Genomic DNA, 20,180 nt, shown 5'->3' on the forward strand with positions numbered 1-20,180 from the left:
GTTTAGGTAAACCGAGCCACTTCTCTCCGGAAGAAAGGCCTGAGGCGCTCCCTCTGCGCGTCGGAAAGCCAGTAAAGGTTGCTCATCGTGCAGCCTCCCTGTGGAGCCTGAATCACCCCAAACACCTGAAATCAATAGGTCATGAGCCTAGGAGAGTATGCCGAAAATATACATATTTCGGGCTATTCGCGGACAGATTTTCCGATTTTCAGAACAGAACACAAAGGCACTGGGACTTTTCCGCAGCCTGTGGTCGTTGCGTGCGACGGCATGGAAGGGACATCCGCGGTGCCCGCCTGCGGCGTGCGGCAGGGAAGGGGCAAACCTTCGGTTGCTGCCAAGACATGAAAAAGGGTGGTGCCAGTGACACCGCCCTTTTCGCCGTTAGGTGGTTCTTAGGAGTGGATCGGGCCGTCGCCGCAGGCCAGTGCCGCCTCCCGCACCGCCTCCGAATAGGTCGGGTGGGCATGGCAGGTGCGGGCCAGATCTTCCGCCGCAGCGCCGAATTCCATCGCCACACAGGCTTCATGGATGATCTCGCCCGCCGACGGGCCGATGATATGAACCCCGAGGATCCGATCCGTTTCCTTGTCAGCCAGGATCTTGACGAACCCTTCTGCCGCCAACGTGGCCTTGGCACGGCCATTGCCCATGAAGGAGAACTTGCCGACCTTGTAGGCCCGACCCTCTTTCTTCAGCGCTTCTTCAGTCGCACCGACCGAGGCCACTTCCGGCGTGGTGTAGATCACGCCCGGAATGACCTCATAGTTCACGTGGCCATGTTTTCCGGCAATCGTCTCCGCCACTGCCATGCCCTCATCCTCCGCCTTGTGGGCGAGCATCGGACCCTGAATCGCATCACCGATTGCGTAGATGCCGGGGACGGTGGTCTGCCATTGGCCTTTCGTGACGATCTGGCCGCGCGGCGTCAGCTCGACACCCAGCGCGTCAAGGCCAAGGCCCTCCGTGTAAGGCTTACGTCCGGTAGCGACCAGCACCACATCGGCTTCCACCGTAGCCTCGCTGTCATCCTTGCGGAGCTTGTAGGTCACGGTCGCGCCGGTTGCGCCCTTCTCCAACTTCTGGACCGCGGCGCCCAGCACGAATTTCAGCCCCTGCTTGGCGAGGATACGCTGGAACTGTTTCTGCACCTCCGCATCCATGCCAGGGGTGATGGCATCGAGATATTCGATCACCGTCACTTCCGCGCCGAGTCGCTTGTAGACCGATCCAAGCTCCAGACCGATCACGCCCGCGCCGATCACTGCAAGGCGCTTAGGGATATCCTTCAGCGCCAGCGCGCCGGTAGAGGTGACGACGGTTTCCTCATCGACATCCATGCCGGGCAGGCTGGAGGAGACGGAACCGGAAGCGATGACGATGTTCTTCGCCTCATGCACCTCGTCTCCGACCTTGACCTTCCCGGCTTCGGGGATGGAGGCCCAGCCCTTGATCCAGTCGATCTTGTTCTTCTTGAACAGGAACTCGATGCCCTTCGTGTTCTGCCCGATCACGTCTTCCTTGAAGGCGAGCATCTTCGGCCAGTCCACGGTGGGATGGCCGCCCATGAGGCCCATCTTTTCGAAATTCTCGTGGCTTTCGTGCAGCAGATGCGTCGCATGCAGCAGCGCCTTGGAGGGGATGCACCCAACGTTGAGGCAGGTGCCTCCAAGCGCTTCCCGCCCTTCGACGCAGGCGGTTTTCAGTCCCAGCTGGGCCGCGCGGATGGCGCAGACATAGCCGCCGGGGCCGCCGCCGATCACGATCACATCATAACTTGCCATAACTTGACTCCTTGCGGGCGCCGCTCTTGCCGTGCGCCCAGATCAGATAAGTGCCGCGAGGATCATCACAAAGGTGGCAATAAATCCCACCCCGAATATGACGGATCGCCAAGGCGACCAGCCAAAGGCATAGGCGGGAATGTAAAGCACCCGCGCCGCCAGATAGATCCAGGCACAGAAGGCGGTGAGTGACGTGGCCGCGCCGGACAGCGTGACGACGACCACCGCGATGGTGAAGAAGCAGAGCGCTTCGAAATGATTGTTGACCGCGCGCCGGAGGCGACCGGTCAGGGGGGAGAAATCAGGCTGGTTGTCGCGTGGTCCGACGTTCCACTCAGGCCCGATATCCCGGTTCATCGCCACGGCGGCCAGACCGATCTGAACCGCCTGCAACAGCGCCGCGAGCGCGAGGACCGTGAGTTCAGGGGTCATGTGAGGGTCACGCCGTTTCGAGGAATTCTGTGCTGGAGAAGCCGGTGCCGAGCGCATTTTGCTTGTTCAGCCACGCTTGCGCCCGCCCCCGGTCATGCACTTCGAACAGCACGACGACCCGGGAGGGTTGATCGGCGCCGCGCCAGATCTGGAGCGTGGACAGGCCGGCCGCCTCGATGTTCTCGACCTCCGAGTCGAACGCGGCTTTCCAGGCGGTGTAGTCGGGAACGTCGGCGTGACAGATGAGCTGCATCGAAGCCTCACAGGTTGAAGGAAGGCGCCCCCGACAAGACCGGAGGCGCCGGGGGTCGTCAGAGATCCATCAGCAGGCGGCGCGGATCCTCCAGCGCTTCCTTGACGCGCACGAGGAACGTCACGGCGCCCTGACCGTCCACGATACGGTGATCGTAGGACAGCGCGAGATACATCATCGGACGGATGACGATCTGTCCCTTCACCACAACGGGGCGCTCCTGGATCTTGTGCATGCCGAGAATGCCCGACTGCGGCGGGTTCAGGATCGGCGAGGACAGCAGCGAGCCATAGACGCCGCCGTTGGAGATCGTGAAGGTGCCGCCCTGCATGTCGTTCATGGAGAGCTTGCCGTCCCGCGCCTTGGCGCCAAGCTCAGCAATTGTCTTTTCGATCTGCGCAAACGACATCTGGTCGGCATTGCGCACGACCGGCACCACGAGCCCGTTCGGCGTGCCCACGGCCACGCCCATATGGACGAAGTGCTTGTAGACGATGTCCGTTCCGTCGATCTCGGCGTTGACTTCCGGCACTTCCTGAAGGGCATGGACGCAGGCCTTGGTGAAGAAGGACATGAAGCCGAGCTTCACCTTGTGCTTCTTCTCGAACTGCTCCTTGTATTCATTGCGGAGCGACATGACCGCCGACATGTCCACCTCGTTGTAGGTGGTCAGCATGGCAGCGCTGTTCTGCGCGTCCTTCAGGCGGCGGGCGATGGTCTGACGCAGACGCGTCATCTTCACCCGTTCCTCCCGGCCCACGTCATCTGCAGCGACCGGTGCGCGGGCGACGGGGGCGGCGGCAGGCGCAGCGGAGGCGGCGGGCGGGTTGGCAAGCGCCTTCAGCACGTCTTCCTTCATGATGCGGCCATCGCGCCCGGTGCCCGTCACGGCATCGCGGGACAGGCCCGCGTCCGCCATGGCGACCTTGGCGGAGGGTGCATCTTCCACGTCCTTCCGACCGGAGGCCGGCGCGGACGTGGCGGCGGGTGCGGCAGCCGCAGCGGGTGCGGCGGCAACGGCGCCCGCACCGGAGGCGATCACCGCGAGCTTGCCCGCGGCCTCAACCGTGGTGCCTTCAGCGGCGAGGATCTCGGCCAGCACACCCGAAGCCGGGGCGGGAACCTCGACGGAGACCTTGTCGGTTTCCAGTTCGCACAGCATCTCGTCGGCGGTGACTTTGTCGCCCACCTGCTTGAACCAGGTCGCGACGGTGGCCTCCGTCACGCTTTCGCCCAGAGCGGGGACCTTGACCTCGACACGTTCGCCGCCGGTGCTGGCCGGTTTGGTCTCGGGGGCTTTCGCTTCTGCAGGCTTGGCCGCCGGTGCGGGCGTGGATGCGCCGGCGCCCTCGCTGATCGTCGCCAGCAGCGCGTCCACTCCGACAGTTTCGCCTTCTTTCGCCACGATCTCACCCAGTGTCCCGGCGGCGGGGGCCGGAACCTCCACCGTCACCTTGTCGGTCTCCAGTTCGCAGAGCATCTCGTCAGCCGCGACCCTGTCGCCCGGTTTCTTGAACCAGGTCGCAACGGTCGCCTCGGTGACGCTTTCCCCCAGCGTGGGGACGCGGACTTCAACGGTCATTAGTCTTATCCTTCGATCGTGAGCGCTTCATTCACGAGCGCTTCCTGCTGTGCCTTGTGCTGGCTGGAAAGGCCCGTCGCCACCGAGGCGGAGGCCGCACGGCCGACATAGCGCGGCCGCTGATGGGTGGAACCGAGGCGGGTCAGAACCCATTCGATATTCGGCTCGACAAAGGTCCAGGCGCCCTGGTTCTTCGGCTCCTCCTGGCACCAGACGATTTCCGCATCCTTGAACCGGCCCAGTTCACGGACGAGCGTGAGCGCCGGGAACGGATAGAGCTGTTCGAGCCGCAGGATGTAAACGTCGGTGATGCCCCGCGCATCCCGCTCCTCCAGCAGATCGTAATAGACCTTGCCGGAGCAGAGCACGACACGCCGGATCTGCTCGTCCGCCACCAGTTCCGTGGTGGAGTTGCCTTTCTGCGCATCGTCCCACAGCACACGGTGGAAGTTGGATCCGGTGGTGAAATCCTCCGCAGTGGAGACGGCGAGCTTGTGCCGGAGCAGCGACTTCGGCGTCATCATCACCAGCGGCTTGCGGAAAGTGCGGTGCAGCTGGCGGCGCAGGATGTGGAAGTAGTTGGCGGGGGTCGTGCAGTTCGCGACGATCCAGTTTTCCTGTGCGGAAAGCTGAAGATACCGCTCCAAACGCGCGGAGGAGTGCTCCGGACCCTGACCCTCGTAGCCGTGCGGCAGCAGCATCACCAGCCCGGACATCCGCAGCCATTTCGACTCGCCCGAGGAGATGAACTGGTCGAACATGATCTGAGCGCCGTTGGCGAAGTCGCCGAACTGCGCTTCCCACAGGGTCAGCGCGTTAGGCTCTGCGAGCGAGTAGCCGTATTCGAAGCCCAGAACCGCATATTCGGAGAGCATCGAGTCGATGACCTCGTAACGGGACTGTCCCTCACGGATATGGTTGAGCGGATAGTAACGCTCCTCCGTCGCCTGGTCGATGAACGCGGAGTGCCGCTGTGAGAAGGTGCCGCGCGTCGAATCCTGCCCCGACAGACGGACAGGGAAGCCTTCCGTCAGCAGGGAGCCGAAGGCCAGCGCCTCGCCCGTCGCCCAGTCAAAGCCAGCGCCCGTCTCGAACATCTGCTTCTTGGCCTCGATCAGGCGAGTGACGGTCTTGTGCATCTCGAACCCGTCCGGCGCGGTGGTGAGCGCGTGGCCGATATCCGTCAGCGTCTCCGGCGTGATCGCGGTGTCGCCAGGCTGGTAGTCCTCACCCTCGCGGTTGATGTTCTTCCAGCGTCCGTCCAGCCAGTCGGCCTTGTTCGGCTTGTATTCCCGGCCGGCTTCGAACTCTCCGTTCAGCATCGTCTGGAAGGCGGCTTTCATATCCTCGATCTCGCCCTCGGGGATCAGGCCGTCGGCGACGAGCCGGTCGGTGTAGAGTTGAAGCGTGGTCTTGTGCTTCTTGATCTGGGTGTACATCACCGGGTTGGTGAACATCGGCTCGTCGCCTTCGTTGTGACCGAAGCGACGGTAGCAGAAGATGTCGATGACCGCGTCCTTGTGGAACTTCTGCCGGAATTCGGTCGCCACCTTGGCGGCGTGGACGACCGCCTCCGGGTCATCGCCGTTCACGTGAAAGATCGGCGCTTCCACCATCAGGGCGATGTCGGTCGGATAGGGCGAGGAGCGGGAGAAATGCGGCGCGGTGGTGAAGCCGATCTGGTTGTTCACCACGATATGGATTGTGCCGCCCGTCCGGTGGCCGCGAATGCCCGAAAGCTGGAAGCACTCCGCGACGATGCCCTGACCGGCAAAGGCCGCATCGCCATGCATCAGGATCGGCAGGACGGCGACGCGTTCCGCCTGATCGTGAAGCTGGTCCTGTTTGGCGCGCGCCTTGCCCAGCACGACCGGGTCCACCGCTTCGAGGTGCGAGGGGTTCGCGGTCAGGCTGAGGTGGACGGTGTTGTCATCGAACGTCCGGTCGGAGGAGGCGCCGAGGTGATATTTCACGTCACCGGAACCGTCCACGTCGTCAGGCTTGAAGCTGCCGCCCTGAAACTCGTTGAAGATCGCGCGGTAGGGCTTGCGCAGCACGTTGGCAAGCACGTTCAGCCGGCCGCGGTGCGGCATGCCGATCACCACCTCCTGCACGCCGAGCGCGCCGCCCCTCTTGATGATCTGCTCCATCGCCGGGATGAGGGCCTCGCCCCCGTCAAGGCCAAAGCGTTTCGTGCCCATGTATTTGACATGGAGGAACTTCTCGAAACCCTCTGCCTCCACCAGCTTGTTCAGGATCGCGCGACGGCCTTCACGGGTAAAGGTGATTTCCTTGCCGTAGCCTTCGATCCGCTCCTTCAGCCAGGCGGATTGCTCCGGGTCGGAGATGTGCATGTATTGCAGGGCGAAGGTGCCGCAATAGGTCCGCTTCACGATATCGACGATCTGCCGCATCGTGGCGTGCTCCATCCCGAGCACGTTGTCGAGGAAGATCGGCCGGTCCATGTCGGCTTCGGTGAAACCGTAGGACGCGGGGTCGAGCTCGGGGTGATCCGCGCTTTGCCGCACCCCCAGCGGATCGAGATCTGCGGCCAGATGCCCCCGGATGCGATAGGCGCGGATCAGCATGATCGCGCGGATCGAATCCAGTACGGCACGGCGGATCTGGGCATCCGACACCTCGACGTCGAGGGCCTTCGCCTTTTCGGCGATCTTCTGACCGGCGGCCTTTGCCTCCTTTGCGGGGGCGGCAACAGGCCATTCGCCGGTAAGTGCGGCGGTCAGATCGTCATTGGGAAGCGGAGGCCAGTCGCTGCGGGTCCAGCTTGCGCCCTCCGCGTTGCGCTGCGCATCCTGCCTGTCGTCACCCAGCGCCTTGAAGAATGCCTGCCAGCTCGCGTCCACGGAGTTCGGGTCCGTGGCATAGCGCGCCTGCAGTTGCTCCACGTAATCCGCGTTAGCCCCCTGCAGGAAGGACGAGGCGTGGAACACGTCGTTCGGGGATTGGTCGGTCATTGTCTTACCTCAAGCGGGTCGGGGCCGAAGCGGTTCTGCCCGGCGGTGCCGCGCTGGATGAGCCAGTAGAGCGGCAGTAAAGCGGCGGCGATGAACATCACGAACCAGGCCAGTCCGGCGAGTGCTGGCGCGATGGTGAAGAAGGCGGCGATGGCGAAGATGCCGATCGCCACGATGGCGAACGGGGCAAGCACGTACCAGCCGGAGCGGTTCGTGTCGTGCAGCCGTCGGATCATGACGGCGAGATGCGGCAGAAAGACGAGCAGCCCCAGCAACGAAGAGACGGGTCCGTTCTCGGCCGTGGCCCAGGCGGAGGCGCCATAGCCTTCAATCGGGGGAGGCGGCGTGGATGTGGCGACGCCGGTGGAAACGGTAGCTCCGAACAGCAGCGTGTCGATCAGGGATGCGATCACACCCGCAATCGTCAACGCAAGCACGAACCACCAGTATTCCGAGCGCGGTGCGCGACCCCGGAAACCGACATACTGCCTCAGGCATGAACGGACAGCTTCTACGAAGCCCATGATGCTCACCTGTTTCGGAGGATGCGGCCTCCGGCGAATGGGCGCCCTTCCGGGGCGCAGGCGGGGCCGTGGGCCGGCCCCGCGAGGGGGCGTTACTTGCCCATGGCCTTCAGAACTGCCTCACCGAGACCGGCGGGGCTGTCGGCAACGATGACGCCCGCGGACTTCATCGCCTCGATCTTCGATTCCGCATCGCCCTTGCCACCGGAGACGATGGCCCCGGCATGACCCATGCGGCGGCCTTTCGGAGCGGTGCGCCCGGCGATGAACCCGGCGGTCGGCTTCCAACGGCCCTTCTTCTTCTCATCGGCCAGGAACTGCGCGGCATCCTCCTCCGCCGAACCACCGATCTCACCGATCATGATGATGGACTCGGTTTCCGGGTCGGCAAGGAACATTTCCAGCACGTCGATGTGCTCGAGCCCCTTGATCGGGTCGCCGCCGATGCCGACTGCGGAAGATTGGCCGAGACCCACGTCGGAGGTCTGCTTCACCGCCTCGTAGGTCAGCGTACCGGAGCGGGAGACGACGCCCACCGAGCCGCGCTTGAAGATGTTGCCCGGCATGATGCCGATCTTGCACTCACCCGGCGTCATGATGCCCGGGCAGTTCGGCCCGATGAGGCGCGACTTGCTGTTGGCGAGGGCCCGCTTCACCTTCATCATGTCGAGCACCGGAAGACCCTCGGTGATCGCGACGATCAGCGGGATCTCCGCGTCGATGGCTTCGAGGATCGAGTCGGCCGCGAAGGGCGGCGGAACGTAGATCACGGAGGCGTCCGCCCCGGTCTGCTCCCTCGCTTCCAGAACCGAGTTGTACACCGGCAGGCCGAGATGCTCGGTGCCGCCCTTGCCGGGCGTCACGCCGCCGACCATCTTGGTGCCGTAGGCGATGGCCTGTTCGGTGTGAAAGGTCCCTTGGGAACCGGTGATTCCCTGACAGATGACCTTGGTGTCTTTGTTGACGAGAACGGACATTCCTTACCCCTTCACCGCTTTCACGATCTTCTGAGCAGCGTCGCTCAGATCGTCGGCAGCGATCACGTTCAGGCCGGACTCGGCGATGATCTTCTTGCCGAGTTCGACGTTGGTGCCTTCAAGTCGCACGACCAGCGGAACCTGCAGGCCCACTTCCCTCACCGCGGCGATGATGCCTTCCGCGATGATGTCGCACCGCATGATCCCGCCGAAGATGTTGACGAGGATGCCTTTGACGTTCGGGTCGGAGGTGATGATCTTGAAGGCTTCCGTCACCTTCTCCTTCGTCGCGCCGCCGCCCACGTCGAGGAAGTTCGCCGGCTCCGCGCCATAGAGCTTGATGATGTCCATCGTCGCCATGGCAAGGCCCGCACCATTGACCATGCAGCCGATCTCACCGTCGAGCGCGATGTAGTTCAGATCGTATTTGGAGGCGGCGAGTTCCTTCGGATCCTCCTCCGTCTCGTCGCGCAGCGCGAGAATGTCGGCATGGCGGTAGAGGGCGTTGTTGTCGAAGCCCACTTTCGCGTCCAGCGCCTTCATGTCGCCGTCGGTCGTGACGATCAGCGGGTTGATCTCCACCATCTCCGCATCTTTCTCGATGAAGAGCTTGTAGAGCTTGCCGATCAGGTCCACGCATTGCTTGACCTGCTTGCCTTCGAGACCCAGCGCGAAGGCCACCTTGCGGCCGTGGAACGGCTGGATGCCGGTTGCCGGATCGACGGAGAAGGACAGGATCTTATCGGGCGTGGAGGCAGCCACTTCCTCAATGTCCATGCCCCCTTCGGTGGAGACGACGAAGGACACGCGGGAAGTCGCCCGGTCCACCAGCAGCGCGAGGTAAAGCTCGCGGCTGATGTCGGAGCCGTCCTCGATGTAGATGCGGTTGACCTGCTTGCCGGCCGGCCCCGTCTGATGGGTGACCAGCGTACGGCCCAGCATCTGCTTGGCCAGTTCGGCTGCTTCCTCGACAGACTTGGCCAGACGGACGCCGCCCTTTTCGCCGGCTTCCGGCTCCTTGAACTTGCCCTTGCCGCGGCCGCCTGCGTGGATCTGCGCCTTTACGACCCAGAGCGGTCCGCCCAGTTCGCCTGCGGCGGTCTTCGCGTCTTCGGCCTTCAACACGGCGCGGCCGTCGGAGACCGGCACGCCGTAGTCGCGCAGGAGCTTCTTGGCCTGATATTCGTGGATGTTCATTCTCTCACCGGTTCCTCTGCTGAGTTCGGTCCTCTCCCGTCCCGGTCGTCGAACCGGGCCGACTGGGCGGTCTTTTGGCACGATCCGCGGGCAGGGGAAAGGGAAAGGCTGGGCAACCCTGAAGGAGCGCGCCAAAATCCGCCTTATGTGATCACAAGGAAAAATCGTGTGATCACAAAATGCGAATGGCCGCCTCCGATGTGAGTCGGAGGCGGCCATCCAATGACGAGACTATCAGGCCAGCGAGCTGTCGATGTTCTTGCAGGCCGCCACGAGACCCTTCACAGCGTCCACCGACTTGTCGAACATCACCTGTTCGTCGGCGGTCAGCTTGATGTCCACGATCTTTTCGATCCCGTCCTTGCCGATTATCGTCGGTACGCCGACGTAGAACCCGTCCAGCCCGAACGCGCCGTCGACATAGGCGGCGCAGGGCAGAAGGCGCTTCTGATCTTTCAGATACGCTTCCGCCATCTCGATCGCCGAGGTCGCGGGGGCGTAGAAGGCGGAGCCGGTTTTCAGCAGACCCACGATCTCCGCGCCACCGTCACGGGTGCGCTGAATGATGCTGTCGAGCTTCTCCTGCGTGGTCCAGCCCATTGCAACCAGGTCGGGCAGCGGGATACCGGCGACGGTGGAGTAGCGGGCGAGCGGAACCATCGTATCGCCGTGGCCACCAAGAACGAAGGCCGTCACGTCGCGCATGGAGACGTTGAACTCCAGCGACAGGAAGTGCCGGAAGCGGGCGGAATCAAGCACGCCCGCCATGCCCACGACTTTCTCGTGCGGCAGGCCGGAGAACTCCCGCAGCGCCCAAACCATCGCGTCGAGCGGGTTGGTAATGCAGATGACAAACGCGTTCGGCGCATATTGCTTGATGCCTTCGCCGACCGATTTCATCACCTTGAGGTTGATGCCGAGAAGGTCGTCGCGGCTCATGCCCGGTTTGCGCGGCACGCCTGCCGTCACGATGCAGACATCGGCGCCCGCGATGTCCTCATAGGTGTTGGTGCCTTTGAGCACCGCGTCGAACCCTTCGGAGGGGCCGGATTCCGCGATGTCGAGCGCTTTGCCCTGCGGGGTGCCTTCCGCGATGTCGAACAGGACGACGTCACCGAGTTCTTTCATCGCGGCGAGATGGGCGAGCGTACCGCCGATCTGCCCCGCGCCGATGAGCGCGATCTTGGGTCTGGCCATGGAATTGTCTCCAAACGGTTGTTGACGGCGCGATGGGTAAGCCCTCCGGCCCCCTCGTGCAAGCTTGCGGCGCACACCGTTTGCGCTAAAGCGGAAGGAAAGAGGGCAGAGAATGTCGATCATCACGGAACACGGTGTTGGATTCTGGGCGCTGGCGGTGCTGGCGTCCATGCTCGTGGGCATGAGCAAGGGCGGTCTTCCGGTCGTCGGCATGCTCGGCGTTCCCGTTCTGGCTTTGGTTTTGCCGCCTGTCATGGCGGCGGGAGTGCTGCTGCCGGTGTTCGTCGTCTCCGACATGTTCGGTCTCTGGGCCTATCGTCACGCCTTCGACCGGCGCGTGGTCGCGATTCTGGCCGCTGGCGCCACGCTTGGTGTCGCGCTCGGCGGGGCCACGGCGAGCAGCGTCCCTGAGTGGATCGTCACCCTGCTGATCGGGCTGATCGGGGCATCCTTCGCGGCGTCCATGCTACTGCGACGGGCCGCGACGCCGGTGGCGCGACCGGCGCGAACGGGTTCCGGACTGTTCTGGGGACTGCTCACCGGCTTCACCAGCTTCGTCAGCCATGCGGGCGCGCCGCCCTATCAGGTCTATGTCCAGCCTCTCGGCCTGCCCAAGGCGGTGTTTGCGGGCACAACGACGGTGCTTTTCGCCTATGTGAATGCGATAAAGCTCATCCCCTATTACTTGCTCGGCCAGCTTTCGGGAGAGAACCTGCATATCGCCGCCGTGCTTCTACTGCCCGCGGCGGCGGCGGTTTTCCTTGGTGTGAAGCTCGTGAAGATCATCCCGACCGCCCTGTTCTACCGGCTGGTCACATGGGCGCTCTTGCTTATCTCGCTGCGGCTGATCTGGCAGGGGCTTCTCGGCTGACCCGGGTTGCGGACCGGCGGGTCTTCCCGCATCGTGGCGCCGATCTGCGAGGAGATGACCCATGGACCTGCTGACCCGCCCTTGGCGCTCGGCTCTCTATATGCCTGCAAGTCGCGCCCGTGCCGTTGAAAAGGCTCGCGAGCTTGACGCCGATGCCCTGATCTTCGATCTGGAGGACGCGGTCGCGCCTTCGGACAAGGAGGCGGCGCGCACAGCCATTGCCAATGCTCTGGAAATGGGTGGCTTCGGCGACCGGACGCGGCTCGTCCGGATCAATGGGCTGGACACGCCATGGGGTGCGGACGATCTTGCTGCGCTGGAAGGCGTGCCGCTGGACGGCCTCGTGGTGCCGAAGGTTTCAGGCCCGGAGGTGCTGGAGCGAATCGACCGTCCCCGAATCTTTGCGATGATCGAAACACCTGCCGGTGTTTTGAATGCCGCCGCGATCGCGGCGCATCCCTCCACCGCCGGCCTGATCGCGGGGACGAACGACCTTGCGCGGGAACTCCGCAGCAAGGACCGGCCGGACCGGCTCGCGCTGCTGCCGGCACTCGGGGGCATTGTGCTCGCCGCGCGGGCCGCGGGGGTGATCTGTCTGGATGGGGTCTATAATGCCTTCCGGGACGAACAGGGCCTGGCATGGGAATGCGAGCAGGGCAGGGACATGGGCTTCGACGGCAAGACGCTGATCCACCCCGACCAGCTCGCTATCACCAACGCGATCTTCGCGCCCTCCGCGGAGGAAATCGACTTGGCCACCCGGCAGATCGCCGCCTGGGAGGAGGCCGAGTCGGAAGGCCGGGGCGTGGCCGTCGTGGACGGCAGGATCGTGGAAAATCTACATGTTGCGACCGCGCGCGATCTGCTTGCACGCGCGGCTGTCATCGCCGCACGTGATTGAAACGGGAACACCATGAAACTCTACAGATTTCTGAGCGATGACGACACTTCCGCCTTTTGCCACAAGGTGACGGCGGCCCTCAACGCAGGGTGGGACCTGCATGGCGGGCCGACTTACGCTTTTGACGGGGCCAACGGCATAATGCGCTGTGGTCAGGCGGTGGTGAAAGAAGTTGAGGGAACCTACAGCCCCGAAATGAAGCTTGGCCAGTATTGACCGGAGTTGTGACTCCAAATGTGATCACGGCAACTGCGCTGTGATCACATATCTGCGATTTTTCTGGCGCTTCGCTGCGTAATAGGGGAAACGGGGTCCAGCATGGGCGTGACATGGGCCGCAAATCGGCTATTCATGCCCGGATGAGGCCCGGTTGACCGGTCCGCACATCTTGGGAAAGCCAGACCCCGGGCGGCGCGGCCCGCGGGCCGCCAGTACGGAGAAGAACGTCATGGCCGATGTCGAGCGCGGTAATCGCCCGCTTTCGCCCCACCTCCAGATTTATCGCCCGCAGTTGACGGCATTCACCTCGATCATGACGCGGATCACGGGCAATGGCCTGATCGTCACCGCCGTTCTGATCGTGTGGTGGTTCGTCGCTCTTGCGTCCGGGCCGGAAGCCTATGACCGGGCGAACGGGTTCCTGACCTCATGGTTCGGCGACCTCATCATGACGCTGTCGGTGGCGGCGATGTGGTATCACCTCCTCGCAGGGTTGCGGCATGTATGGTGGGACAACACCACACGCGGCATGGATATCCCGACCGCCTACAAGATCGGCTACGCGATGTTGGCGGGCACGGTTGTCCTCACCCTCCTTACCCTGATCATCGTCTGAGGCCCGACATGCGTTACCTGACGTCCCGCAAGCAGGCCGAAGGGCTCGGCTCCGCCAAGACCGGCACGCATCACCACTGGCAGATGCAGGTCAAGGGCATGGCGCTCGTGTTCCTCATCCCGCTTTTCATCTTCACCTTCGGCCCGATGCTCGGTCGCCCCTATGCGGAAGTCGCCGCCTATTACGCGCGCCCCTTCCCGGCGATCGTCGCGGGCCTGACCTTCATCGTGGGTCTGATCCACTTCAAGGAAGGCGCACAGATCATGATCGAGGATTACACCGACGGCAACGTCCGGAAGATCCTGATCCTGCTCTCCACCTTCATCAGCTATGCCGCGGCGGCTGCCGGCGTTTACGCGCTGATCCGCCTCGCGCTTTGAGCCAACGGAGCTAAGAATGGCAGCCTATCCTTACGAGACCCATACTTATGACGTCGTTGTCGTGGGTGCGGGCGGCTCCGGGCTCCGCGCCACGCTCGGTATGGCCGAGCAGGGGCTCCGCACGGCCTGTATCACCAAGGTTTTCCCGACGCGGTCCCATACCGTCGCCGCACAGGGCGGCATCGCCGCCAGCCTTGCCAACATGGGGCCGGACAACTGGCAGTGGCACCTCTACGACACCGTGAAAGGGTCGGACTGGCTTGGCGACACCGATGCGATGGAATACCTCGCCCGTCAGGCGCCCAAGGCGGTTTACGAACTTGAGCATTACGGCGTGCCCTTCTCCCGCACGGAAGAGGGCAAGATCTACCAGCGTCCCTTTGGCGGTCACACGACGGAATTCGGCGAAGGCCCGCCCGTGCAGCGCACCTGTGCTGCGGCAGACAGGACAGGGCACGCGATTCTGCACACGCTCTATGGCCAGTCGCTGAAGGAGAAGGCGGAATTCTTCATCGAATACTTCGCCATCGACCTCATCATGTCGGAAGACGGCAAGCAATGCGTCGGCGTCCTGGCATGGAAGCTCGATGACGGCACAATGCACGTCTTCTCCTCCAAGATGGTCGTGCTGGCTACGGGCGGGTACGGGCGCGCCTATTTCTCCGCCACTTCCGCGCATACCTGCACGGGCGACGGCGGCGGCATGGTGGCCCGTGCCGGGCTGCCGCTGCAGGACATGGAATTCGTGCAGTTCCACCCGACCGGCATCTACGGCTCCGGCTGCCTCATCACCGAGGGTGCGCGCGGCGAGGGTGGCTATCTCACCAACTCCGAGGGCGAGCGCTTCATGGAACGCTACGCGCCCACCTACAAGGATCTGGCGTCGCGCGACGTGGTATCGCGCTGCATGACGCTGGAGATCCGCGAGGGCCGCGGCGTGGGGGAGCACAAGGACCACATCTTCCTGCACCTGAATCACCTGCCGCCGGAAACGCTGCACGAACGGCTTCCCGGCATCTCGGAATCTGCGCGCATCTTTGCCGGCGTGGATGTGACGAAGGAGCCGATCCCGGTTCTTCCGACTGTGCACTACAACATGGGCGGCATTCCGACGAACTACCACGGCGAGGTGCTCAACCCGACGGCGGACAATCCCGACGCGATCTTCCCCGGCCTGATGGCGGTGGGCGAGGCGGGCTGCGCCTCCGTCCACGGGGCGAACCGGCTGGGGTCGAACTCGCTGATCGACCTTGTGGTGTTCGGACGCGCCGCGGCGATCCGGGCCGGCGAACTGCTGAAGCCCGAGGATGCGAACCCGCCGCTCAACAAAGCCTCGATCGACAAGGCTCTCGACCGGTTCGACCATTTCCGCCATGCCAATGGTTCCGTTCCGACGGCAGAGCTGCGGCTTGAGATGCAGCGCACGATGCAGGCCGATGCCGCCGTCTTCCGCACCGACAAGACGCTTGCCGAAGGCGTGGAGAAGATGGACAAGGTCGCGGCCAAGATGGCCGACATCAAGGTCACGGATCGCAGCCTCGTGTGGAACTCCGACCTGATGGAGACGCTGGAGCTCACCAACCTGATGCCGAACGCGCTGGCCACCATCGTGGGGGCGGAAGCGCGCAAGGAATCGCGTGGCGCCCATGCCCATGAGGACTGGCCGAACCGGGACGATACGAACTGGCGCAAGCACAGCCTCGCATGGGTTGACGGGACGAAGGTGACGCTGGACTACCGCCCGGTCCACCTCGATCCGCTGACGCCGGAATCCGAAGGCGGCATCCCGCTGAAGAAGATCGCGCCGAAAGCGCGCGTCTATTGATGCGGTGCGGGATCTCCCCTCCGGTTGCCGTGCTGCCTTTCCTGGCAGCGCTGGTGGCCTGCGGGCCGATCCCGCTCGACGCGGCCGAGCGGCAGTGTGCGAGCCAAGCTTACGACGCGGTCCGCCCGCACGGGCATGTGGCCTTCGGTCTCGGCACGGATGGGCGGCGGGTATCGACCGGCACGAGCGTCGGTATAAGTGTGACCTCCGACTACCTCCGCGGACGCGATCCGAACGAGGTCTATACGAGCTGCGTCGTCCGGCGTTCGGGCGGCCTTTATCCGACCCGCCCCTATTATGAGCTTACGCCATGACCGGGGCGCCCGTGTCATCGTTCGAGCAAGCCCGGCCGCTTCACGGCGCCAGCAAGACAACGACAAGGTAGGACAGCATGGTCCAGTTCACACTTCCCAAGAACTCCAAGATCCGCACCGGCAAGACCTGGCCCAAGCCGGAAGGCGCGACGAACGTCCGCAAGTTTCAGATCTACCGCTGGAACCCGGACGATGGGCTGAACCCGTCCGTCGATACCTATTATCTCGACATGGACAAGTGCGGCCCGATGGTTCTGGACGCGCTCATCAAGATAAAGAACGAGGTCGATCCGACCCTCACCTTCCGCCGGTCCTGCCGCGAGGGGATCTGCGGCTCCTGCGCAATGAACATCGGCGGGATCAACACGCTGGCCTGCATCTACGGGCTGGACGAGGTGAATGGCGAAACGGTAAAGATCTATCCGCTGCCGCACATGCCGGTGGTGAAGGACCTGATCCCGGACCTCACCCTATTCTACGCCCAGCACGCCTCCATCATGCCGTGGCTGGAAACCAAGACCAACCGCCCGCAGAAGGAATGGCGCCAGTCCATCGAGGATCGCAAGAAGCTCGACGGTCTTTATGAATGCGTGATGTGCGCCTCCTGCTCCACCTCGTGCCCGAGCTACTGGTGGAACGGCGACAAGTACCTTGGCCCGGCGGCGCTGCTCCATGCCTACCGCTGGATCATCGACAGCCGTGACGAGGCGACGGGCGAGCGTCTGGACGGGCTGGAAGATCCGTTCAAGCTCTATCGCTGCCACACGATCATGAACTGCACCAAGACCTGCCCGAAAGGTCTGAATCCGGCGAAAGCGATCGCCGAGATCAAGAAGATGATGGTCGAACGCGCGATCTGATCGCAGATGTTTGGATGAGAAAGGGCGGCACTTGGGTGTCGCCCTTTTCCATTGCGTTGAGAGGCTCCGTTCGGTGCAGGGCCGCCCACCCAGCGTCATCTGTGAAACAGCACCAGCCCGTTGATTTCGCTAAGGCTCTCGGCAGCAAAAAACTCTGCGAACATCTCCGCACAGGTCGGGAGCAGAAGCCAGAGGCATTGCCCTCCCGCTCCGGCGCGGCGCCTGCTGGGGCTCTTGCGGAACTGCTCAGGCCCAGAACGCTCTGCGCGATGCAGCCACGCGGCAGTCCGGCGGGTCAATCCACGTGGCGCGGCACTGTCCGGGACGGTGCGAGATAGGGTCGCGTCACGTCGCGCAGGCGCAGATTGACACATTCCACATCGATTGCGATGGCCCCGTCACCGGCGAAGGTCAGGGTGATCCGTCCTGCTCCATCCTCGGCCGGCTCGAATGCAAGCGTGAGAAGGGAGAGGACGACATCCCTGTCCCCGCGATCCAACCCCTGTGTCGATACCCGGAGCGCATCCTCGATGATGAGGAGGCTCTGCACCCGCTCGGGTGCGCTGCGCTGCTCTGCGGTCGCCGCATCTTCCCAGCGGAAACGGTTGGCAAGCAGCGCGAAGCGGCGCTGCGCAGGCTGCCAGCGCATCTCTGTTACGGGCAGAACCGAATCCTGCAACAGCGCCGAGATGACCGTCACGTCATCGCCATCCACAGCGACAAGGTTCAGCGGCTGACGCGGCGCGCCGTCTTCAAATCGGGCGTCGGTCATTCCGCGGCCTCGTCACGACGGAGTTCTCCGGTAATTCGTTCGATTCGGGCGCCGCAGGCGCGCAGTTTCTCTTCCACCCGCTCATACCCCCTGTCGAGATGATAGACTCGGCTGACCACCGTCTCCCCTTCGGCGCCGAGAGCGGCAAGGATCAGAGAGACGGAGGCGCGCAGATCGGTCGCCATCACCGGGGCGCCGCGCAGGCGCTCTACCCCCGTGACTGTCGCGGTGCCGCCGTGAACGGAAATACGCGCGCCCATCCGCGAAAGCTCCGGGGCATGCATGAACCGATTCTCAAAGATCCGTTCCTCCAGCACGCTCGTCCCCTCTGCCGTGCAGAGGAGAGCCATCATCTGGGCCTGAAGGTCCGTGGGAAAGCCGGGGAAGGGCTCTGTCGTGACATCCACGGCGCGCGCGCGGCCGTTCTTGCGGGACACCTTCAAACCGCGCTGGGTTTCCTGCACCTCGATCCCCGCCGCGTCCAGCTTCTCCGCAAAGGAGGCGACAAGGTCGAGCCGTCCGCCGATCAGTTCCACCGTGCCGCCGGTAATCGCCGGTGCGAGCATGTAGGTGCCGAGTTCGATCCGGTCCGTCACCACGGGATGGGTCGCGCCCGAGAGGCGGTCCACACCTTCTATCGTCAGGGTCGATGTGCCCTCGCCCTCGATCCGCGCGCCCATGCGCCGCAGGCAATGGACCAGGTCAACGATCTCCGGCTCGCGCGCCGCATTGGTGATGACCGTCGTGCCGCGCGCCAGAGTGGCCGCCAGCAGCGCATTCTCGGTAGCGCCTACGGATACGAGCGGAAAATCGATCCGCGCGCCCTTCAGCCCGTTCCGTGCTTCAGCATGGACATAGCCGTCCCTCAGATCGAGGGTCGCTCCAAGGGCCTCCAACGCCTTCAGATGCAGATCGACAGGCCGCGCCCCGATGGCACATCCCCCCGGCAGGGACACAACAGCCTGCCCATACCGCGCCACCAGCGGCCCGAGTACGAGAATGGAGGCACGCATCTTGCGCACGATCTCATAATCCGCGGTAAGGTTTGTGATGTCGTGGGAGGAGAGCGCCAGAACCTGCCCGCCCTGCAACCGGGTCACTTCCGCGCCCAGCGATTGCAGCAGCGTCGTCATCGTGTGTATGTCCGAGAGCCGCGGCGCGTTGGTGAGCGTCAGCGGCTCATCCGACAGCAGCGTCGCCGGCATCAACGTAAGGCAAGCGTTCTTTGCCCCCGCGATAGGAATGGCGCCATTCAGCGGTGTCCCGCCAGTGATCAGGATCGAATCCATTGCTCGCCTCATTCCTGCCGGTCTGTGCCGGTTTGGTCGCTGTCCGCGTCCTGCGGGTTTTCCGTTTCCGACGCAGCGCGCGCGCGGGCCTGAGCCTTGCGCCGGGCAAGGTTTGCCCTGAGCGCCGCGCGCAGTCGCTCCTCGCGTTCCGTAGCGGCCTTTCCGCCGCCTTTGCCACTGTTTTGCCGGGTCATGTGCCGTCTGTATCGCAGGCGTCGCAATCCGTCCAGTTTGGCCTTGCACCCCTGCGGATTTCCGACTAATCAGCCGGCGTCCACCCCGGGAAGCCAAACATTCCCCCGGATCGGTTCGCTGTGGTAGCTCAGTGGTAGAGCACTCCCTTGGTAAGGGAGAGGTCGAGAGTTCAATCCTCTCTCACAGCACCATTAAATTTGCCTGAATTTTCATAGCGATCTTGAACCACAGCGCAGGGCTGATGCGACCGATGTCGACGCTATCCTGCTCAATCATGGCCGTGATCGAGCGGGCCGCAGGTTCTTTGTGCTCAAGCCATGCCGGGCGGACTTCTGATTGGCGCTTGAAATTTGGCAGGGCGGCAGGAAGTGATATATGACCTACAGGTCCGGTGACCAAGGATCTCAGGGACTGGAGGCGGGTGGTAGGCCCGGAGGGACTCGAACCCCCAACCAAGGCGTTATGAGCGCCCTGCTCTAACCATTGAGCTACAGGCCCGCCATGCTCTGCCTAGGTGGGACGCCCGTCGGGGTCAAGGGGGAAGGAGGGCTCTCACGAGCCCTCCACCCGTTCATTGCACGACGATGTTGCGGAAGTTCCCGCTGGCGGAGCTGTCGATCACCGCCTTGGAGAGCGTGAGCACGATCGAATCCGGCCCGATCATTTCCACACCGTTGGTAACGCGGAAGCTCGAGCCGTCTTCCCCATAGACCACGATGAAGGGAAGCTTGCCGTCCACGGCTTCCGGCGAATAGGTCACGCGACCGACCGGAATTCCTTCCTTTGAAAGAACCGGCCAACCCGCGTAGGGGCCGGGAGCCGCGCTGTCAGCGGCGGAAACGGCATTCTGGCTCGTGTTCTGCGCGAAGGCGGCACCACTCAGGCCGAGCGCCAGCAGGGCGCCAAGAACAGCGGATTTTCCATTCAGGATCATCTTATCCTCCGAAAAAAGTTGCTGCTGACAAACCCGCCCGGACGCTTCCCGGTTCCCGCAACCCTCAACTGAGCCGAAAGCGT

At 63.6% G+C, this 20,180-nt stretch carries 22 protein-coding genes and 2 tRNA genes; 9 read left to right on the top strand and 15 right to left on the bottom strand.

The window, feature by feature from the left end; translation table 11 throughout:
• Nucleotides 1-395: 395 nt before the first annotated feature.
• The 9 genes from lpdA to mdh form a co-directional block, all read right to left on the bottom strand.
• Complete coding sequence (gene lpdA, locus CG51_RS10245) at nt 396-1,784, bottom strand: dihydrolipoyl dehydrogenase (protein ID WP_035744627.1); 1,389 nt, start codon at nt 1,782-1,784, stop codon at nt 396-398.
• Nucleotides 1,785-1,826: 42 nt separating this feature from the next.
• Complete coding sequence (locus CG51_RS10250) at nt 1,827-2,216, bottom strand: MAPEG family protein (RefSeq protein WP_035744630.1); 390 nt, start codon at nt 2,214-2,216, stop codon at nt 1,827-1,829.
• A 7-nt stretch (nt 2,217-2,223) separates the two neighbouring features.
• Nucleotides 2,224-2,469 carry a hypothetical protein gene (locus CG51_RS10255; protein ID WP_035744632.1) on the bottom strand — a complete coding sequence of 82 codons (246 nt, stop codon included), beginning with the start codon at nt 2,467-2,469 and terminating at the stop codon, nt 2,224-2,226.
• A 58-nt stretch (nt 2,470-2,527) separates the two neighbouring features.
• Complete coding sequence (odhB, locus tag CG51_RS10260; protein ID WP_035744634.1) at nt 2,528-4,051, bottom strand: 2-oxoglutarate dehydrogenase complex dihydrolipoyllysine-residue succinyltransferase; 1,524 nt, start codon at nt 4,049-4,051, stop codon at nt 2,528-2,530.
• A gap of 5 nt (nt 4,052-4,056) precedes the next feature.
• Nucleotides 4,057-7,026, bottom strand: coding sequence for a 2-oxoglutarate dehydrogenase E1 component (locus tag CG51_RS10265; RefSeq protein ID WP_035744635.1), 2,970 nt, complete (start codon nt 7,024-7,026; stop codon nt 4,057-4,059).
• On the bottom strand, nt 7,023-7,550 hold the full coding sequence (locus CG51_RS10270) for a DUF805 domain-containing protein (RefSeq protein ID WP_035744637.1): 528 nt from the start codon (nt 7,548-7,550) through the stop codon (nt 7,023-7,025). The genes CG51_RS10265 and CG51_RS10270 overlap by 4 nt, the downstream gene beginning before the upstream one ends.
• A 92-nt stretch (nt 7,551-7,642) precedes the next feature.
• Nucleotides 7,643-8,527, bottom strand: coding sequence for a succinate--CoA ligase subunit alpha (gene sucD / locus CG51_RS10275; RefSeq protein WP_035744638.1), 885 nt, complete (start codon nt 8,525-8,527; stop codon nt 7,643-7,645).
• Between the two features lie 3 nt (nt 8,528-8,530).
• Nucleotides 8,531-9,724, bottom strand: a complete 1,194-nt coding sequence (gene sucC / locus CG51_RS10280; RefSeq protein ID WP_035744640.1) for an ADP-forming succinate--CoA ligase subunit beta — start codon at nt 9,722-9,724, stop codon at nt 8,531-8,533.
• Nucleotides 9,725-9,958: 234 nt separating this feature from the next.
• The gene (mdh, locus tag CG51_RS10285) at nt 9,959-10,921 is read right to left on the bottom strand and encodes a malate dehydrogenase (RefSeq protein WP_035744642.1); all 963 of its coding nucleotides are present in this window, start codon (nt 10,919-10,921) and stop codon (nt 9,959-9,961) included.
• Between the two features lie 112 nt (nt 10,922-11,033).
• Here mdh and CG51_RS10290 point away from each other — a divergent pair, with 112 nt between their 5' ends.
• The 8 genes from CG51_RS10290 (at nt 11,034) to CG51_RS10325 (ending at nt 16,907) form a co-directional block, all read left to right on the top strand.
• Nucleotides 11,034-11,792: a sulfite exporter TauE/SafE family protein gene (locus tag CG51_RS10290; RefSeq protein WP_035744645.1), complete on the top strand. Its 759-nt coding sequence runs from the start codon at nt 11,034-11,036 to the stop codon at nt 11,790-11,792.
• Nucleotides 11,793-11,853: 61 nt separating this feature from the next.
• Nucleotides 11,854-12,693 (top strand): HpcH/HpaI aldolase/citrate lyase family protein, encoded by an 840-nt coding sequence (locus tag CG51_RS10295; RefSeq protein ID WP_035744649.1) that lies wholly within the window; start codon nt 11,854-11,856, stop codon nt 12,691-12,693.
• A gap of 12 nt (nt 12,694-12,705) precedes the next feature.
• Complete coding sequence (locus CG51_RS10300; RefSeq protein WP_035744650.1) at nt 12,706-12,909, top strand: DUF1737 domain-containing protein; 204 nt, start codon at nt 12,706-12,708, stop codon at nt 12,907-12,909.
• Between the two features lie 232 nt (nt 12,910-13,141).
• Nucleotides 13,142-13,528, top strand: coding sequence for a succinate dehydrogenase, cytochrome b556 subunit (sdhC, locus tag CG51_RS10305; protein ID WP_035744652.1), 387 nt, complete (start codon nt 13,142-13,144; stop codon nt 13,526-13,528).
• A gap of 8 nt (nt 13,529-13,536) precedes the next feature.
• The gene (gene sdhD / locus CG51_RS10310; protein ID WP_035744654.1) at nt 13,537-13,908 is read left to right on the top strand and encodes a succinate dehydrogenase, hydrophobic membrane anchor protein; all 372 of its coding nucleotides are present in this window, start codon (nt 13,537-13,539) and stop codon (nt 13,906-13,908) included.
• Between the two features lie 16 nt (nt 13,909-13,924).
• Complete coding sequence (sdhA, locus tag CG51_RS10315; RefSeq protein WP_035744656.1) at nt 13,925-15,733, top strand: succinate dehydrogenase flavoprotein subunit; 1,809 nt, start codon at nt 13,925-13,927, stop codon at nt 15,731-15,733.
• On the top strand, nt 15,733-16,047 hold the full coding sequence (locus CG51_RS10320) for a hypothetical protein (RefSeq protein ID WP_035744658.1): 315 nt from the start codon (nt 15,733-15,735) through the stop codon (nt 16,045-16,047). The genes sdhA and CG51_RS10320 overlap by 1 nt, the downstream gene beginning before the upstream one ends.
• 77 nt (nt 16,048-16,124) lie before the next feature.
• Nucleotides 16,125-16,907, top strand: coding sequence for a succinate dehydrogenase iron-sulfur subunit (locus tag CG51_RS10325; RefSeq protein WP_035744661.1), 783 nt, complete (start codon nt 16,125-16,127; stop codon nt 16,905-16,907).
• A gap of 295 nt (nt 16,908-17,202) precedes the next feature.
• Here the strand turns inward: CG51_RS10325 and CG51_RS10330 are convergent, their stop codons facing one another.
• Genes CG51_RS10330 through CG51_RS10340 form a run of 3 tightly spaced genes read right to left on the bottom strand, consistent with a single transcriptional unit; the run spans nt 17,203 to nt 19,162 of the window.
• The gene (locus tag CG51_RS10330; protein WP_035744666.1) at nt 17,203-17,679 is read right to left on the bottom strand and encodes a DUF2948 family protein; all 477 of its coding nucleotides are present in this window, start codon (nt 17,677-17,679) and stop codon (nt 17,203-17,205) included.
• Nucleotides 17,676-18,968, bottom strand: a complete 1,293-nt coding sequence (gene murA / locus CG51_RS10335; protein ID WP_035744667.1) for a UDP-N-acetylglucosamine 1-carboxyvinyltransferase — start codon at nt 18,966-18,968, stop codon at nt 17,676-17,678. The genes CG51_RS10330 and murA overlap by 4 nt, the downstream gene beginning before the upstream one ends.
• 8 nt (nt 18,969-18,976) lie before the next feature.
• The gene (locus CG51_RS10340; protein WP_035744669.1) at nt 18,977-19,162 is read right to left on the bottom strand and encodes a hypothetical protein; all 186 of its coding nucleotides are present in this window, start codon (nt 19,160-19,162) and stop codon (nt 18,977-18,979) included.
• A 117-nt stretch (nt 19,163-19,279) separates the two neighbouring features.
• Between CG51_RS10340 and CG51_RS10345 the strand changes: the two genes are divergently transcribed.
• Nucleotides 19,280-19,354: transfer RNA gene (locus CG51_RS10345), tRNA-Thr, on the top strand.
• Here the strand turns inward: CG51_RS10345 and CG51_RS20045 are convergent.
• The 3 genes from CG51_RS20045 to CG51_RS10355 all read right to left on the bottom strand — a co-directional run bounded on the left by CG51_RS20045 (nt 19,344) and on the right by CG51_RS10355 (nt 20,097).
• The gene (locus CG51_RS20045; RefSeq protein ID WP_143413000.1) at nt 19,344-19,562 is read right to left on the bottom strand and encodes a hypothetical protein; all 219 of its coding nucleotides are present in this window, start codon (nt 19,560-19,562) and stop codon (nt 19,344-19,346) included. The two genes, CG51_RS10345 and CG51_RS20045, sit on opposite strands and share 11 nt — an antisense overlap.
• Nucleotides 19,563-19,585: 23 nt before the next feature.
• A tRNA-Ile gene (locus CG51_RS10350) sits at nt 19,586-19,661 on the bottom strand.
• Nucleotides 19,662-19,734: 73 nt separating this feature from the next.
• Complete coding sequence (locus tag CG51_RS10355; protein WP_035744671.1) at nt 19,735-20,097, bottom strand: hypothetical protein; 363 nt, start codon at nt 20,095-20,097, stop codon at nt 19,735-19,737.
• Nucleotides 20,098-20,180: the final 83 nt, after the last annotated feature.

Source organism: Haematobacter missouriensis (genome assembly GCF_000740775.1).
Lineage (GTDB): Bacteria > Pseudomonadota > Alphaproteobacteria > Rhodobacterales > Rhodobacteraceae > Haematobacter > Haematobacter missouriensis.

Excerpts from the sequence above, each read along its gene's own strand:
- sucD (WP_035744638.1), bottom strand. The coding sequence starts at position 8,527 with ATGTCCGTTCTCGTCAACAAAGACACCAAGGTCATCTGTCAGGGAATC.
- sucC (WP_035744640.1), bottom strand. The coding sequence starts at position 9,724 with ATGAACATCCACGAATATCAGGCCAAGAAGCTCCTGCGCGACTACGGC.
- CG51_RS10270 (WP_035744637.1), bottom strand. The coding sequence starts at position 7,550 with ATGGGCTTCGTAGAAGCTGTCCGTTCATGCCTGAGGCAGTATGTCGGT.
- sdhC (WP_035744652.1), top strand. The coding sequence starts at position 13,142 with ATGGCCGATGTCGAGCGCGGTAATCGCCCGCTTTCGCCCCACCTCCAG.
- CG51_RS10340 (WP_035744669.1), bottom strand. The coding sequence starts at position 19,162 with ATGACCCGGCAAAACAGTGGCAAAGGCGGCGGAAAGGCCGCTACGGAA.
- odhB (WP_035744634.1), bottom strand. The coding sequence starts at position 4,051 with ATGACCGTTGAAGTCCGCGTCCCCACGCTGGGGGAAAGCGTCACCGAG.
- murA (WP_035744667.1), bottom strand. The coding sequence starts at position 18,968 with ATGGATTCGATCCTGATCACTGGCGGGACACCGCTGAATGGCGCCATT.
- sdhA (WP_035744656.1), top strand. The coding sequence starts at position 13,925 with ATGGCAGCCTATCCTTACGAGACCCATACTTATGACGTCGTTGTCGTG.
- CG51_RS10300 (WP_035744650.1), top strand. The coding sequence starts at position 12,706 with ATGAAACTCTACAGATTTCTGAGCGATGACGACACTTCCGCCTTTTGC.
- CG51_RS10330 (WP_035744666.1), bottom strand. The coding sequence starts at position 17,679 with ATGACCGACGCCCGATTTGAAGACGGCGCGCCGCGTCAGCCGCTGAAC.
- CG51_RS10255 (WP_035744632.1), bottom strand. The coding sequence starts at position 2,469 with ATGCAGCTCATCTGTCACGCCGACGTTCCCGACTACACCGCCTGGAAA.
- mdh (WP_035744642.1), bottom strand. The coding sequence starts at position 10,921 with ATGGCCAGACCCAAGATCGCGCTCATCGGCGCGGGGCAGATCGGCGGT.
- CG51_RS10320 (WP_035744658.1), top strand. The coding sequence starts at position 15,733 with ATGCGGTGCGGGATCTCCCCTCCGGTTGCCGTGCTGCCTTTCCTGGCA.
- CG51_RS10290 (WP_035744645.1), top strand. The coding sequence starts at position 11,034 with ATGTCGATCATCACGGAACACGGTGTTGGATTCTGGGCGCTGGCGGTG.
- sdhD (WP_035744654.1), top strand. The coding sequence starts at position 13,537 with ATGCGTTACCTGACGTCCCGCAAGCAGGCCGAAGGGCTCGGCTCCGCC.
- lpdA (WP_035744627.1), bottom strand. The coding sequence starts at position 1,784 with ATGGCAAGTTATGATGTGATCGTGATCGGCGGCGGCCCCGGCGGCTAT.
- CG51_RS10355 (WP_035744671.1), bottom strand. The coding sequence starts at position 20,097 with ATGATCCTGAATGGAAAATCCGCTGTTCTTGGCGCCCTGCTGGCGCTC.
- CG51_RS10325 (WP_035744661.1), top strand. The coding sequence starts at position 16,125 with ATGGTCCAGTTCACACTTCCCAAGAACTCCAAGATCCGCACCGGCAAG.
- CG51_RS10265 (WP_035744635.1), bottom strand. The coding sequence starts at position 7,026 with ATGACCGACCAATCCCCGAACGACGTGTTCCACGCCTCGTCCTTCCTG.
- CG51_RS10250 (WP_035744630.1), bottom strand. The coding sequence starts at position 2,216 with ATGACCCCTGAACTCACGGTCCTCGCGCTCGCGGCGCTGTTGCAGGCG.
- CG51_RS10295 (WP_035744649.1), top strand. The coding sequence starts at position 11,854 with ATGGACCTGCTGACCCGCCCTTGGCGCTCGGCTCTCTATATGCCTGCA.